Here is a 16037-nt window from a genome sequence, read left to right on the forward strand (position 1 = left end):
TTTTTATTATTGAATCGAAAAACGTTTAATTGCTTTATTGGTATCCATAACCAGGGCAAGAGTCCCGTTGCCTAAAATGGTGGCACCCGAAAAGAAATCCTGCTTTTTATAATGTTTGCCTAAAGGTTTCAATACAGCCTGATATTCTCCTTCCACGCTATCAACGACCAATCCGATTTCCCTGTCTTCATATTTTACGGCAACCACTTCTTCCATTTGAGTCTGATTCTCTTCAACACCCAGCTCCTCTCTCAGATAATAAAAAGGAATCTGCCGGCCATCAAGCACAACAAGATGGTTGAAGGTATTAACCAGATCCTTATGAGGGGCAGCATAAATTTTATTTACAACAGATAAGGGGATAACATAGAAAGTATCCTGGATTTTTACCAACAACCCGTCAATGATGGAAAGTGTCAAAGGTAACTTAATAGTGATGGTGGTACCCACATTTACTTCAGATTCTACTTCAACTTCACCGCGGATATCCGAAATCTTACGTTTTACCACATCCATTCCCACGCCTCTGCCGGATACATCAGTAACCTTATCTGAAGTAGAAAAACCAGGAAGGAATATCATATCAATCAGTTCCTTTTTGGATAATTGAGCATCCTGGCTGATAAATCCTTTTCGAATGGCTTTTTCCCTGATTACCTCAGGATCAATGCCTGCACCATCGTCGCTGATCTGGATGAAAACATTAGCCCCCGAATAAAATGCCTTAAGCATGATTTTACCCTTGGCCGGTTTCCCAAGTGCAATACGTTTTTCGGCGGATTCTATGCCATGATCCAGGCTATTACGGAATATATGCATGAACGGGTCTAACAGGTTTTCAATAATTGTCTTATCCAATTCGGTTTCTACTCCTTCGGTCACGAAAATAACTTCTTTGTTTAATTCATTGGAAAGGTCCCGGATCAACCGTTGGAAACGGGTAAGCATAGTTTCAATAGGAATAAGCACAATGGAAAAAGCGATGTCCCGCATCTGGCGGGAAAGCTTTTGAATATTTTCGGCAATTGCAAGCAGTTCGGCATCTTCACTGTTTGCCGCATATAAATCCAGACGTGCCTGGACTGTGACCAATTCACTGACCAGATTCATCAAATTGTCCAATTTATCTGAAGCAACGCGGATACTTGAAATCGCCCTTTCCTTAACGTTTATCCCTGGTTTTTCTTCAGCCTTTTTCTTTTCTTCAACCGAGGCTTGAGATAAATTATAGGCAAATTTGGTTAATTCGTTTACATCAGCATCAACCTGATCTTTATAGGTTTTATCAATTTTATTTAAAAATTCCTTATTCTGCAGTAAATTCACCTCACTAATTTTATTGACCTGCAAAACACATTCATCCTCCACAAAAATAAAAACGTCGGTAATGGCATTCATATCAGCTTCAGTGGACAGATAAATTTCCCAATATATGTAACAGGATTCCGGATTGATTTTTTCCAGACCTGGAACTTTATTAACATGAGGATATACAACAAAATCATTGCTCAAAGAACCAAGTTCATCAAGAAGAAACAGGGGATTGGTACCGTTATCAAAAATATTTTCTTCAGGAATAAAGAGCACATAAAATGTCTTGAGCGATTTATTCTTCTCTTCGGAAGCAAAAGGTTGAAGAGAAACTGGTTGGTTGGGTATCGGCTGACCATTGATCAAAGCATTGATTTCACCCGAAAGGAAATTCTTCTCTTTAATAACTTCCGGATCCTGGTCTTCTTCATTCAAAAATTTCTTAAGTAAATCAACCGAAGCAAAAGTTATATTGAGCAAATTTTCATCAATCTTCATCTGGTCGTTGCGCACCCTGTCGTATACAGTTTCAAGATTATGGGTGTATTCACTGATATTGGCATATCCGAACATTGCCCCTCCACCTTTCAGTGAGTGCATAGCTCTGAAAACCCTTTCAATCAGCTCTTTATCCTGAGGTGAAGATTCAAGTTCCAATAAAGCTTTCTCCAAATCATTGATGTTTTCAATAGCTTCCTCTTTGAATTTCTCCTTGAAATTTTCCATTACCTTAATACTTTACTGATGGCATCCAATAATTTTGAAGGGACAAAAGGTTTGATAATCCAACCGGTAGCACCGGCTTCTTTTGCTTCCATTTTTTTAGCGACCTGTGATTCTGTTGTCAAAAACAAAATTGGTATCCGCTGATAGCCTTCAGTCTTTCTTACAGTTTTAATCAGTTCAATGCCATCCATCACCGGCATATGTAAATCGGTAATTACCAAATCTATAGACTGACCGTCCAGAAATTTCAATGCATCTTTGCCGTCAACTCCCACCAGGACATTATAGCCCTCATTTTCAAGAGTAAAACTGACCACTTCTCTTATACTTTCGGAATCGTCAACAATTAAAATTGTTTTTCCCATAATTTGCCTTTATTGATTTATTTAATTGACTATTATACTTGTTAATCCAGAACGATCCACCAGTTTTTTCAAATCGTTGCTCAGGTCCAAACTAATATTAACATCCTTTCCCCCCGCTTTAATAGTTTTCTTAATGGAATATAAAAGCTGGAGAAAAGTCAAATCAATATTTTCGACTGAATGTACTTTTACTTCCACATCCTGATTGCCTTCCAGCATAGATACGATTTTATTTCTGGCATCGGCAACGCTTGAAATCGTCAAATCCCCTTCCAGCGATACAACAGAAACCGGTTTGTTTTTCCTGGAAGTTGACTTAAGCTTTATTGACACTTCTTTCATGACCATTTTTTTATAAATACGAAATTTATACCCTCAAAGTTAGAAACCTAAGTGAGTTTTAATCAACAGAGAAATTTAAAAAAATTCAACTTCACCTTCATTAGTTTCATGGACCTCATTATTAACCACTAAAGTATCCCTAATCTCAGTTTTTTTATTGATATTTTCAGTAACCACCTGATGAACAATGTGCTCACTATTCATCGTATATCTTTCCGTCAAATATTTCAGATCTTCAGATTGTTCATTGACTTTGATATCATTTTCCATAAACAATTGTTTGACCTCAGTAAGTTTCTTAATGATATCTTCTGCAACTACCTTAAATAATTTATAATATTTAACCTGTTCGATAGAGTACTTGATTTCCTGAGTCATATTTTTACTCAACAGATTATTCTCTTCGATCATTTTATCTATTTGCAGGACATTAATTTTTAAGGCAGAGATGTGACTACACAACTGCTTATTAGTCAGCGTCAATTGATTCTCAAATTCCTGATAATCCTTAAATTCTCCTTTAAAGACAGGAAAGACTTCTTTTTGAATTTTCCTGAATTTCCTGATTATTGCCAAAAAATCCTCTTTAGCAATGATATAATCACTTCTAAGATTGAAAAAATGTTCGAAATTTTTAAAAGCTTTTCCCCCGGCAGAGTTTTCAAAAAGGCTGACCAAATCGTTGGCCTGAGTTTCAATAACTTCCAATTGGGGAGTATTGCTCAAAACCTGATTAAGGCAGTCGACCAGCTCAGCTACTTTGTTGCCGAATTCCAAGGATAAATTTTTCATCCCTTGGAAAGAAATCGTATTCCTTTCCAAGGCATTAACACTGTTCAATAAACTTTTCCTTTCGGAGGATAAAGATTGGGATGAAAGTTTATGACATAACTGGTCGAGATAAATCATATTTTCGCTTACATCTACAAACTTTTTGTTAATAATAGAAATGGCTTTCTGATATTCCTTGTTTGCAAAAACAAGCTGGGCAGCCTGCAAGCCGGAGACCTCGCTGATTTGTGAAAAGAATTCCAGCAGGTCAGTTTCTGAACAGGATGAGGCGTTAGCGGAAAGATACAAGTTCAATTTACCCATCAATTCCTTATGTGCAAAATCTATATGATCAATTTTTTGCTTGATGATATCCTGATACTGCAACTGGGTAATAATACTGTCAATACTTTCGGATTCGTCGACAGAAATTGCATTGACCTGTGGCACTAAAAGTTTTGTTTCTTCCTTTTTCTCAATAAATGAAGAACGGCATTCGATTATTTTATTTAGGGAAACATCAAAAAAAGCCATAATTTTTTCTTCCTGTTCCTTAATGGTTAACATTTCCCTGTTTATGGTTTCGCGCAGGGAGAGGATGGATTCATTGAACAACAGGCAAGCTTCTTTCTGTTTCCTGATTTCAGCAATAAAGTCATTTATTTTTTTCTTTTGGATCTCATCCCCAACAACTTCCGGATTTTTTAAATCTTTACTAGCCAGCAGCAAATCAAAACTCAGAAGATCCTGTACCATGTTGTTAATAGGAATGCTTAAAAGGTTAATTGCCTTTAAAATATTTTCAAGAGAATCATTAAGGATATCCGCCTTGTTTTCAAAAAAATCGGCAAGTCCATTTACTTGTTCCTGTATTAATGTTAATTCTGAAACATGATTAACATTTTCATTGCGTTCAAGAAAAATATTGGTAATTTTTTCAGAATTCTTGGAAAGAGCTTTCGAGAGTTTATAGTATTTCCTGAAACTCAGGTCCAGATTTTTAAAATCTTCGGAAGAACACTGATAAAGAGAGAGAATCTGTTTGTCAATATCCGAAAAAAAATGGATGATCTTATTAATGATGTCCCAACCAAGGTCACAACCCGTATTTTCTTTGTTCAGTTCCGAATTTTCCATTATATACAAATTATTCTGGCAGCTTAATATTCAACAATGGTCTATTATTCAATTATAGACTTTTTATTTAAAATAGCATCCACTTTCTCTACAAATTGCTGAATATCAATAGGTTTTTGAACAAAGTCAATAGCTCCCATAGCAAGAGTCTTTTTAACATTTGCCATATCATTCAATGCTGAGACAACAATAACAGGGATTTCTTTTAAATGGTTATTCCTTTTTACTTCTTTTAAAAAATCAAATCCACTAACTTTTGGCATAAGTAAATCAAGCAATATCAAATCAACCTTGTTTTTTTTCAAGATCTGGAAAGCTTCAAGTGCACTCATGGCGCTATAAATCTCATACCCCTGCTCACTTAATATAGCCTCCAATAAAACAACATTGGTTGTAGAGTCATCTACGACTAATATCCTGGTTTTTCCCATGTCCTTTATAAAACTTTATAAACTACATCTACCTCAGATGTTTTAAATCTGATGAATTTAATTATTTTTGTAACCAATGATTCCTTTCTACGAATAACATGAATCATAGTTCTATTTTTGTTCAATCTATTTTTTATTGTTGGACAACAAAAAGATAATTTTTCATAACTTTATTATCATTTAGGTAACGTCAATTACAGTTTCAAATGAACAAATTTTTTGAAGAAAATACAAATGAAATTGATACTATCACCATACCTTTTCAGGAGGTTTTAAGTAAAGAGCAGAAAGAATTACTACTAAATTATAGCAATGTTGTTTCATATAAAGAAAAAGATATCATTTTTAAACAAAACACCAGGACCTCCCATATTATGTTTGTGAAGTCGGGTATGGTCAAAATATTTAAAGAAAGCAAGAACGATAAAATAATTTTATTTAATTTAGCTTCAGAAGGAGATTACATAGGGATTATGTCTGTCTTTGGAAACGATTTGTTTCAATATTCGGCATCAGCTTTAACAAATTCCAAAATTTCATATATAGACATCAATGCCTTTAAATCGGTTTTGGATGGAAACGGGAAATTTGCATCGATGTTTATCCAATGGATTAGTAAAGAAGGCTTGTATATATTGGACAGATTGATGAGCCAGACATACAAACAGTTACCCGGAAGAATAGCAGATGTTCTTTTATATTTTTCAGAAAAAATTTACCAAAGCCCGGTTTTTACCTTGCCGCTTACAAGAAGGGAATTAGCTGAATTGGCCGGGACAACCAAAGAAAGTTTTATCCGTACCCTTACCGAATTTAAGAATGACAAAATCATTGAGCTGAAGGGTTCTGAGGTAGAAATTAAAAGTATGAAAATCATTAAAACCCTAAGCAGATTGGGCTAAAAGAGAATCCTTATACAAACCGGAAATGACAAAGTGGAAAATCTTAATAGTAGATGATATTTATACTAACAGATTCTTGATCAAGGAGCTGCTTAAACCTTTAGGCTGTCAATATTGGGAAGCAGAAAACGGGAAGGAAGCATTAAAGTTACTGGAGACTGAGGAAGTGGACATGGTTTTCATGGATTTGGAAATGCCGGTCATGAATGGTTTTGAAACCACCCGTTGCATAAAAGAGAAATTTCCTTACGCCCAAAAAAAATTACCTGTTATAGCCATCACCGCATTTGACCCTGCTATTTTTACAGAGGAGTTAAAAAATACAGGATTTGACGACATAATCACCAAACCCTATTCATCAGACAAATTAAAATCGGTAGTTGAGTTCTTTTGTCACGAATAAACTCTAAAGAATATGAACGAATCTACATTTTTTAACGGAGATTTTTTCATCTACGCCGTTTTGCCTGCCCTGATATTTCTTGCCAGAATTTGTGATGTCACCTTAGACACCCTTAGAATAATTTTTGTATCCAAGGGCAAAAAGCATCTGGCTCCTTTGTTAGGCTTTTTCGAAATTCTTATATGGCTTTTAGCCATCACCAAAATCATGCAGAATCTTGATAATATTATATGTTATATTGCTTATGCTGCAGGTTTTGCAACCGGAAATTATGTCGGACTAATAGTCGAAGAGAAACTTGCCATGGGAATAATGATTATCCGGATTATTACACCCGATAATGTTGATACACTGATGAAAACGCTTAATGAACATGGTTTTGGGAGCACGGTTATAGAGGCCAAAGGAAGCATGGAAAAGGTACACCTTATTTATTCCATTGTTCAAAGAAATGATTTACAATCTGCCCTAAAAATCATTGAAAGATTTAATCCCAAAACCTTTTATGCCGTGGAAGATGTAAAATTCGTCAATCGGGGAATTTTTCCATTGAAAAAAAATTATTCTACTTCATTTTTATCACACCTTAAACAAATGGGGGAAAACTGAAATAAATTTGTCGGAAATGATGCATGTAAATATATACGTATACGGAAATGTTCAGGGGGTTGGCTTCAGGCATTCGGCCTGCAATACAGCCAGATACTTAGGAATAAAGGGATTCGTGCGGAACTGTGTCAATGGTTCGGTTTACATCGAAGCAGAAGGCGAAAATCAGGCATTAAGCCAGTTTATTCAATGGTGCAAAAAAGGATCCACCTTCTCCGAAGTCGAAAATGTAGAAGTTGAAGGAGGAGAAATGAAAAATTATTCCTCCTTTAATGCCCGCCTATAATTTCCATCATGAAATCAGAATAGGCAAAATCACTACCGTTACCCCTTTTTTGTACAACCTTTTTTGAATAGTAAAAATAGTATGGTTGTGCAAAAGCCTGGAAAGATGAAAAGTTTCTGAAAACACCAGTTGTCCGCCAAAAAAAGTAGGTTTAGGAATTACGCGCAATAATTTTGGCAACATTCTCTCAACCTCAAAAACCGGATCCGTACCGATAGTCCATAAACTTTTTGCATAATAACCCAGAGAATTGGCAATTCTGGTATATTTTTTACCATCTTCAATGACTCCAGCCTTGAAAATTTCCATTTCCTGCGAGCCTTTGAAATTGCGGGCATTGATGATACCCACTCTGATAAAAACAAAGTTTTTATAAATTCCTTTAAACGACTCAATGATTTCGAGCAAAGTATGCAAACCTGTACCCCCAAAGCCGCTAACCATGATGATAGCAGTATTGGCTTCGGGATCGAACTCCACAGGTTTAACTTCCTGAATTTTGCCTTCCCCTTTGAGGCGACTTATGGATTCTTCCAAATGGGCATAAGCGTTTAACCGCAGCTTCTGCAACCTAAGGGTTACCCTGTAATAATGTTTCCGGATCTGAAAAGCCATCATCACAGCCAGTCCAGTAATCAACAAAGTAATCCATCCACCTTCCCTGAATTTCACTACAACTACTGATATCAGAATAAAGGAAGTCAGTACCAATCCGATTCCGTTTATGGAAAGTTTCTTAAACCAGCCCGGAGTGGCATCACGTTTTATCCACCAATGCCTGACCATTCCAAGTTGAGAAAGGGAAAAAGTAATGAACACATTAATACTATACAATACAATCAATATAGAAACAGCTCCTCGAGTAAAGACCATCAGCAATATGGCGCCCAGTCCCATTAAAACCACCCCGTTCTGGGTGACCAGCCTGTCGCTTAAAGCAGCAAAACGTTTAGGAAACCATAAATCTATAGCCATATTGGCCATAATTCTGGGGCCATCCAAAAAGCCAGTCTGGGCAGCCACAAATAAAAGAGCTGCTTCAGAAACCAGGGTAATCAAAATGTACAAGTAACTTAATCCGTGATGCCATCCTGCAGTTGATTCTTCAAGCAAAATAGCATTCATCGTTTTATGGGGATTGATTTGTACATTATATAAAGCATAACTGATCAACAAGCCAAAAACCATAAATGACAATGAAAGTGCCATCAAATTCATGGTCTTGTGGGCAGTTTTTACTCTGGGCTCCCTTAGAATAGGCATACCATTACTCACAGCCTCAATTCCGGTATAAGTTCCGGCGCCCATACTGTATGCTTTTAGAATGATAAACAAGGTTCCCAGGAAACCGAATTGTGTCAGGCAATTGTTGACATCTGTCACTGTTGCATGAGCAGACACAGGCAATTCGGGTGCCTTAGATATAAAAACATAAAGAATAAGAAAAACATGGGTGAGCAGAAAAATTATAAATATGGGAGTAAGTGAAAGCACGGATTCTTTTGCCCCTCTTAAATTTAATAAAATAAGGAGGATTAAGGCAATTATTGCAACCGTAATTTTATATTGATGCCAGGAAACAGGGAGAAAACTAAAAATCGCATCAGCTCCACTGGAAATAGACAGGGTAATGGTTAATAAATAATCAATCAGAAGAGAGCAACCCGATATCATCCCCACCCGGGAAGAAATCAACTTACTGGCAACCAGGTAGCCGCCACCACCGTTTGGAAAAAGCTTAATAATCTGGGAATAACTTGAGCTGATGATAAAAATGGTAAAAACTGTACCCAGGGCAACAAAAATAGCCAAACCGGGATGGCCTAACAAAAAGTGGAAAGCTTCTTCAGGCCCGTAACAGGAAGAAGATATTCCATCTGCCCCCAAACCAATCCAGGCAAAGAAGGCAACCAGTGAAATTTTATGAAAAGTAGATTTGTCGCCAATATTTCTGGCCCGTCCAATGAAAATATTTTTAAGCTTACTGAAGAAAAACAACATTTTTGACAAGCCACTCCCCGATTTTGAGTCCATATTGAAATATTTTATATTTTTTAATCAAAACACCCCGTAAAAATAGTATTAATTTTTAATTTTTTATCATTTTACACACATTTAATTAAAAAAACAAATTATAATCTCAAATTCATTTTCAAATTGTGTGTCACTTTGAATAAATATTTTAATTAAAAAATTCTAATTTGGGGATTTTCAAGTAATTTTATAGGCTTTACAGAAAATATAAAGAGCGCATTCTATCCATTAATTACTATTGAAATTGAGAAAAAATGAAAATACCTGTAGAAAGAAAAGATATAAAGTTTTATCCAGACTGCAAAAGAGTAATAGCCCGTTTCCTAAACTATGGTGACACACGAACAAAAACATTAATAAAAAGAGTCTATGCTTTATCTGAGAAAGACGCAAAAGCAACTTTATCACAAACTTTACGTGAATTTACAAAAAGACATCGAAACATCACCCGCATTTTTGAGAATCATTATGAAAAAATCAAATATTTAATGGAGGAGCTTTCCATTGATGATGCTACCTTATCTATGCACAAAAAACTGCTGATTGGTGCATATTGCACCATGGAATATTCTGTTGAGTCGGCTGCACTATTCAATCCGTCCATTATTGAAGATCCAGACCAATCAGATTTGGAAGAAGGGCAGAAAAGGGTGATTCTAAGTTTCAGGGCAGTTGGCGAAGGTCATATCTCTTCATTGGTGTTTAGAAGTGGAATTATTGATAAGTACAATAACCTCAGTTTCCTGGAAAGTGGAACAATGGTTGAAGAAGCCGTAATGATCAAACAGCACCAATATAATAAAGAATTATTTGAGAAAAAACTCAATAAAATTCAGCACATTGAAGAAATTGGAAATCGGGTAAGCGAATTGTTAAAGGAGGATTTCACCTATCTTGACTTGAAAAATGCCATGCGCGAAATCCTTTTTACCACGAATTTGGATCCTCAACAAAAGGATACATTGCGTAAGATAGTTTGGCTTGCAGACTTGCATTACAATGTACAATTTTCATTAGATACAGATTTATCAGAACGAGTGATATATCCGGTAGCCGAATCTGAAAATAAAGGAATTGAAGATGCGCGGTTTGTTCTCTTTCAGGATGAGGAAGGGCACAATTCCTATTATGCCACCTATACGGCATTCGACGGGTACAAAATCGGGCCCAAACTGCTTCATACGCACGATTTTTACACCTTCGAAAGTATGCCTCTTCATGGGGATGGCGCACAAAATAAAGATCTGGCTCTTTTCCCACGGAAAATCAACGGGAAATATGCGATGGTTGCCCGCGTTGATGGAATCAATACGTATATAATGTATTCGGATACCATTACCATATGGGAAAATCCAATAAAAATTCAAGAACCAAGATATCCCTGGGAATATGTACAGGTAGGGAATTGCGGCTCACCCATGGAAACAGAAAAAGGATGGCTGATAATTACCCATGGAGTAGGTCCAATGCGGCGCTATTGTCTGGGAGCAAGTTTATTCGATTTAATCGATCCGACCAAGGAAATCGGAAGGCTAAAAGAACCACTTCTAGCCGCCAACATTGCAGAGAGAGAAGGTTATGTCCCCAATGTGGTTTATTCCTGTGGTTCCATGATACACAACAATCAGGTTATTATTCCCTATGCCATGTCCGATTTTGCTTCAAGCTTCATCACGGTTCCCCTGGACAAGCTTTTAAAAAAATTGATCAATGGAGATTAACCACTTGTTCACTTTTGAATTGTTTAGTCATTTCAAATTCTGATTCAAGGGCATCCAAAACCGTGAGATGAGAAATAAAATAAGCCAGTGTGCTTTCCGCACCCTGGTTGCGGTTTACGCCAAAAGACTCCAAGCCATCGCAACAACCTTTTGTTTCGTAATCATACAAAGGGATACGTAATTCATTCTCTCCAAGGAACCACATGTAGGATTTGAACATTTTATCTCTATATTCTTTGTTATTTGTACATTGGTATGCTTTATAATTCAACAAAACCATGGCCATGGCATCAACCGACTGCTGGGCAAAAACAGCCCTTGTACCCCCTTGGATATACCAGCCATTACTTCCTACTAATGAAAGATAATCGTCTTTAAAACTAATTTTTTCTAAAAAAGAAGTACTTTCCAAGGCGATGTTTTTTATTTCGGGATTATTAATAATTTCCGAAGCATAAAACAAGGCAAGAGGCAATATCCCATTATCATAGGTCAATGAGTTTTCAAACCAATGCCATCCATCAACATTTGAAAGTTTATATTGAAGCATAAGCTTTTTAGTAAGAAGCATTAAAGTCTGCAACATGCTTTCGTTATCAGGGAAATGCCCCAAATAATAACAAATGCCAATGATGGTATCCGCAATTCCTCTAATGGAAACCAGGGAATCAAAATGGCTACTGGCTTTTGAGAAAATATCCCGGGCAAATTGAGAATAAGAATCACTTGGAGCATAACGAATTGTATAGCCTAAAGCCCAGATTGTACGGCCGAAAGAATCTTCAGATCCTTCATTGTCGGAATAATTTTTATCAAAACTTAAAAAATTATGAAAAGCTCCATTATCCAACTGCATGTAATTTATAAAACTCAAATACACGATAAGCAAATCAAGAGCTTCTTTGTCTTTGTATTGTCGATATGCCATCAAAGCCATAAGTAAGGCTCGGGAATTATCATCAAGACAATATCCTTCCTTGAAGTTAGGGATACCATATTTGGCATGTTGAATAATGCCGGTGTTGTCAGTAAGCCTGGAAATATGCTCGAAAGTAAATTCAGTTAGAATGGACAAATCGATATTATTTTCCAATTTATTAATAGGGATAACAGGAACTGTACTTACCTGCCGAGCCAGCTCAAGGTAGCGGGATCCGGTGATTTTCCACTTGAGATGCTTACCATACTCATAAGCATTATCCCCTAATTTTTTCAGTTCTTGGGGATGGCCGAATAAATGGTTCAATAAATCGGACAGCTTAGCTGAATCCTTAAAAGGGAAAAACACCCCTCTTTCTTCAGCAAGTAATTCCTGTGCATGCCAGTAAGGAGTGGAAACAACGGGAATGCCCGCCCCTACAGCATAGGCCAGGGTTCCACTAGTAATCTGCTTCTCATTAATATAAGGAGTTATGTAAATATCTGTAGCCGAAAGATATTCAAATAGGGTTTGCTCATCTACAAAAGCCTTATTAAAATAAACATGATTTTCCAGTTTTAGTTTTTTAACAAGCAAGTTGAGGTAGTTCCTGTATTCTTCGCCAGAAGTACGTAAAATATTAGGATGGGTATGTCCTAAAACCATGTACAACACATCAGGATGCTCTGCAACCACCTTAGGTAAAGCCTGGATAACCGTTTCAATACCTTTATTCCTGCTTAATAATCCAAATGTTAGAATTATTTTACGACCTTCCAGATTAAATTTCTTCTTCATCTTAACTTTAGAAGAGATTTCAAAGTCGGGTACTCCATGTTCAATTACCACTAATTTTTCCTGGGGAATATGATAAATATCAGTCAGAAAGTCCTTTGCCAGATTGCTCATAATAACAATTTTCTGAGCCATAGTACCAATACTCTGGAAAATTGATCGTTGGGTAAAATCAGGTTCTTTGAGTACAGTATGAAAAATAGCGATTAACGGAACCTTAAGCCTATGCAAAAGAGGAAGAATATAAATTCCACTCTCCCCACCAAAAATACCAAATTCATGCTCGAGGATACAGACTTCTGAGTTGCTAAAATTTATATTATTCGCAGCATCAATATAATCAACCTGCCTATCCTGTTGAATAACAAATTTCACCTCTGGAGGGAAAACGTAACCTTCAGCTCTATCACTGACAGCAACTACATTGGCGTTAGTTTCTATATCATGGTTATCTGAATTTGAGATAATAGACCTTATTAAATTGCTGTTGAAAATTGCAATTCCACATTCGCGCGGGGGGTAAGTACTAATATAAGCTATTTTCATATATTACTTTAAGTTTTAAAATGAATCAAAGAACCTAACTTTTGATCTTCTACGATAAAAATCTTACAATAGCTATTTTATAGTAATTGCGATTTTATTCCCAAAACAAAAGGGCTATAAACTTAATTCAGGATATTTAATTAAAAGGGAGATTGGTATTTCAAATATCTTTTGACTTTCTTCAAAGATACAAAAAAATATGAGAATGTACCAGGGGAACATTTCTATATGTGGTAAAAAAAGAGAGAGCAACCCTTTCCGGACTGCTCTCCCCAAAACCTAACTAACTAAAACCTATGAAAAACCTATTATTAACCTAAAAACTACTTTGCAAAGATAAGTGAAAAATCAATATTCAATATTAAATTAACGTTAAATTTTCATTAAATCCTTTAAATTTTTGTATTTAATTTTTTTCACCCCTAATTTTTCAGAACTTATATCTATTGAAACGTATATTTCCATTCATTTGTTTCATTATTTATAAATATTTTATTAATTTTTTTAGGAATATATTCCCGGGATTAAAAATATTCACAGGTTTTATTTATTTTTGATTCATTTTTGACACTATAAATTTTGAATTATATAAAAAGCCTGAAAATGAGAGGGAAAATATTTTTTACAGCTCTGTTAGCTGGAACTTTATGGCTATATCCGGGGCAAAAAAGTGATGCCTGTACCAATTTCATCATTACCAAGGGGGCATCAGCAGATGGATCGGTCATGATAAGTTACAATGCTGATTCGCACGTTCTATATGGAACATTATATTATCACCCGGCTGCCGATTATCCGGCCGGGGCAATGATGGATATCTATGAATGGGATACGGGGAAATACCTGGGTAAAATTCCCCAGGCCAGGCATACCTATTCGGTTATAGGAAACGTAAACGAATATCAGGTATCCATTGGTGAAACGACCTTTGGAGGAAGGCCCGAAACAATTGACACCACTGCTACGGTTGATTATGGTTCGTTGATATATATTGCCCTTCAAAGGTCCAAGACTGCCCGCGAGGCAATTAAAGTAATTACCGACCTGACAGACAAATATGGCTATGCCAGTGAAGGGGAATCCTTTTCCATTGCCGATAAAAACGAAGCCTGGATTTTTGAAATCGTTGGCAAAGGTGCAGGAAATAAAGGTGCCGTTTGGGTGGCCCGCCGTATTCCCGACGGATATGTTTGTGGCCATGCAAATCAATCCAGGATTACCACTTTCCCCTTAAATGACCCAGAAAATTGCCTGTATGCCAAGGACGTTATTTCATTTGCCAGGGAAAAGGGTTTTTTTAAAGGCAAAGACAAAGATTTCAGCTTTGCAGACGCTTATAATCCCCTCACATTCGACGGAGTGCGTTTCTGTGAGATCAGGGTATGGTCCATGTTCAAAGATGTAAACAAATCGATGTACAAATACTTAGATTATGTAAAAGGCAGCAACATGAAGCACAGGCTGCCCTTATGGATTAAACCCGATCATAAAGTGTCCTTACACGATATGATGATGTTTATGCGCGACCATCTGGAAGGCACTGAATTGGATATGAGCAAAGACCTTGGTGCAGGGCCTTACGGATTGCCATACCGCTGGCGTCCCTTGGAATGGAAAGTTGATTCAGTTTCTTATTGTAACGAAAGGACTACAGCCACGCAACAGACCGGCTTCACCTTCATCGCTCAATTGCGTTCATGGCTGCCCGATCCGGTAGGAGGAATCAACTGGTTTGGCGTTGACGACGCAGCATCTACCGTTTATACACCCATGTATTGCTGCATGACAAAAGTTCCTGAAACTTATGCAACCGGAAATGGCGACATGTTGAATTACTCGGAAACATCAGCCTTCTGGACCTTTAATACAGTGGCAAATTTCTGCTACCTGCGTTACAACATCATGATCAAAGATCTGCAAAAAGTTCAAAGCGAACTAGAGAACAAGTACATCACTTATACTCCGGCTATTGACCTGGCTGCCATGGAGCTGATGAAAAAAGACACCGCACTGGCTGTTCAATTTTTAACAGATTACTCCGTCAACCAGGGGAATTATACCGTTCAGCGCTGGAAAGAACTGGAACATTACCTGTTGGTAAAATATATAGACGGCAACATCAAAAAAGAAAAAGACGGACATTTCCTGCGTAATGGATATACAGAATCTGCCGCTCCCGACCAGCCAGGTTATCCTGAATGGTATTTGCGCAAAATTGTAGAACAAACAGGAGATAAATTAAAGGTGATTAAAGCACCTGTTCAATAAAAAATAAAAAAGTTTCAACATATTACGACAAATTAAAAAATTTGTCGTAATATTGCAACCTGTTAATTAGAGGTTAAATATTCAAACTATATCAGAATGGACTTAATGAAAGTTGTAGATCAGGAATCTGCTCCAAAGTACGAAATGCCTGAATTTAAAAGCGGAGATACGGTTACTGTCAGTTACAAAATTATAGAAGGAAACAAAGAACGTATTCAGCTATTTAAAGGTGTTGTAATTCAAAGAAGCGGTAGAGGTAATACAGCCACTTTTACTGTTCGTAAAATTTCGAGCAACAACATCGGTGTTGAAAGGATTTTCCCTATTGCTTCTCCTTTTATTGAAAAAATTGAAGTAAGTAAACATGGTCATGTCCGCAGAGCCCGTATCTTTTATTTACGTGCTTTACAAGGCAAAAAGGCCAGAATCGTTGAGAAGAAATTCTAATAACTTATACACCATTATAAAAAA

At 36.6% G+C, this 16037-nt stretch carries 14 protein-coding genes; 7 read left to right on the forward strand and 7 right to left on the reverse strand.

Features of this window, described 5'->3' with window-relative positions; translation table 11 throughout:
* Nucleotides 1–6 precede the first annotated feature (6 nt).
* From Q8907_01060 to Q8907_01080, 5 genes are all read right to left on the reverse strand, one after another.
* Nucleotides 7–2037, reverse strand: coding sequence for a chemotaxis protein CheA (locus Q8907_01060; protein ID MDP4272847.1), 2031 nt, complete (start codon nt 2035–2037; stop codon nt 7–9).
* Nucleotides 2037–2402, reverse strand: coding sequence for a response regulator (locus Q8907_01065; GenBank protein ID MDP4272848.1), 366 nt, complete (start codon nt 2400–2402; stop codon nt 2037–2039). The genes Q8907_01060 and Q8907_01065 overlap by 1 nt, the downstream gene beginning before the upstream one ends.
* 21 nt (nt 2403–2423) lie before the next feature.
* A complete protein-coding gene (locus Q8907_01070) occupies nt 2424–2744 on the reverse strand; it encodes an STAS domain-containing protein (protein ID MDP4272849.1) in 321 nt (106 codons plus the stop codon).
* 75 nt (nt 2745–2819) lie between these two features.
* A complete protein-coding gene (locus Q8907_01075; protein ID MDP4272850.1) occupies nt 2820–4652 on the reverse strand; it encodes a hypothetical protein in 1833 nt (610 codons plus the stop codon).
* 44 nt (nt 4653–4696) lie between these two features.
* On the reverse strand, nt 4697–5083 hold the full coding sequence (locus tag Q8907_01080; protein MDP4272851.1) for a response regulator: 387 nt from the start codon (nt 5081–5083) through the stop codon (nt 4697–4699).
* Between the two features lie 206 nt (nt 5084–5289).
* Here Q8907_01080 and Q8907_01085 point away from each other — a divergent pair, with 206 nt between their 5' ends.
* Genes Q8907_01085 through Q8907_01100 form a run of 4 tightly spaced genes read left to right on the forward strand, consistent with a single transcriptional unit; the run spans nt 5290 to nt 7283 of the window.
* Complete coding sequence (locus tag Q8907_01085) at nt 5290–5985, forward strand: Crp/Fnr family transcriptional regulator (protein MDP4272852.1); 696 nt, start codon at nt 5290–5292, stop codon at nt 5983–5985.
* Nucleotides 5986–6010: 25 nt separating this feature from the next.
* Nucleotides 6011–6388 carry a response regulator gene (locus Q8907_01090; GenBank protein ID MDP4272853.1) on the forward strand — a complete coding sequence of 126 codons (378 nt, stop codon included), beginning with the start codon at nt 6011–6013 and terminating at the stop codon, nt 6386–6388.
* A 12-nt stretch (nt 6389–6400) separates the two neighbouring features.
* The gene (locus tag Q8907_01095; GenBank protein MDP4272854.1) at nt 6401–6997 is read left to right on the forward strand and encodes a DUF2179 domain-containing protein; all 597 of its coding nucleotides are present in this window, start codon (nt 6401–6403) and stop codon (nt 6995–6997) included.
* A gap of 16 nt (nt 6998–7013) precedes the next feature.
* A complete protein-coding gene (locus Q8907_01100; GenBank protein MDP4272855.1) occupies nt 7014–7283 on the forward strand; it encodes an acylphosphatase in 270 nt (89 codons plus the stop codon).
* 6 nt (nt 7284–7289) lie between these two features.
* On the opposite strand, the gene Q8907_01105 is transcribed toward Q8907_01100, so the two are convergent.
* Nucleotides 7290–9317: an APC family permease gene (locus Q8907_01105; GenBank protein MDP4272856.1), complete on the reverse strand. Its 2028-nt coding sequence runs from the start codon at nt 9315–9317 to the stop codon at nt 7290–7292.
* 254 nt (nt 9318–9571) lie between these two features.
* On the opposite strand from Q8907_01105, the gene Q8907_01110 reads away from it, so the two are divergent.
* A complete protein-coding gene (locus tag Q8907_01110; GenBank protein ID MDP4272857.1) occupies nt 9572–11038 on the forward strand; it encodes a glycoside hydrolase family 130 protein in 1467 nt (488 codons plus the stop codon).
* Here the strand turns inward: Q8907_01110 and Q8907_01115 are convergent.
* Complete coding sequence (locus tag Q8907_01115) at nt 11025–13298, reverse strand: glycosyltransferase family 4 protein (GenBank protein ID MDP4272858.1); 2274 nt, start codon at nt 13296–13298, stop codon at nt 11025–11027. The two genes, Q8907_01110 and Q8907_01115, sit on opposite strands and share 14 nt — an antisense overlap.
* A gap of 603 nt (nt 13299–13901) precedes the next feature.
* On the opposite strand from Q8907_01115, the gene Q8907_01120 reads away from it, so the two are divergent.
* Nucleotides 13902–15566: a C69 family dipeptidase gene (locus Q8907_01120; protein ID MDP4272859.1), complete on the forward strand. Its 1665-nt coding sequence runs from the start codon at nt 13902–13904 to the stop codon at nt 15564–15566.
* Nucleotides 15567–15662: 96 nt separating this feature from the next.
* Nucleotides 15663–16013, forward strand: a complete 351-nt coding sequence (gene rplS / locus Q8907_01125) for a 50S ribosomal protein L19 (protein MDP4272860.1) — start codon at nt 15663–15665, stop codon at nt 16011–16013.
* Nucleotides 16014–16037 lie beyond the last annotated feature (24 nt).

The sequence above is a fragment of the Bacteroidota bacterium genome, assembly GCA_030706565.1.
GTDB lineage: Bacteria > Bacteroidota > Bacteroidia > Bacteroidales > JAUZOH01 > JAUZOH01.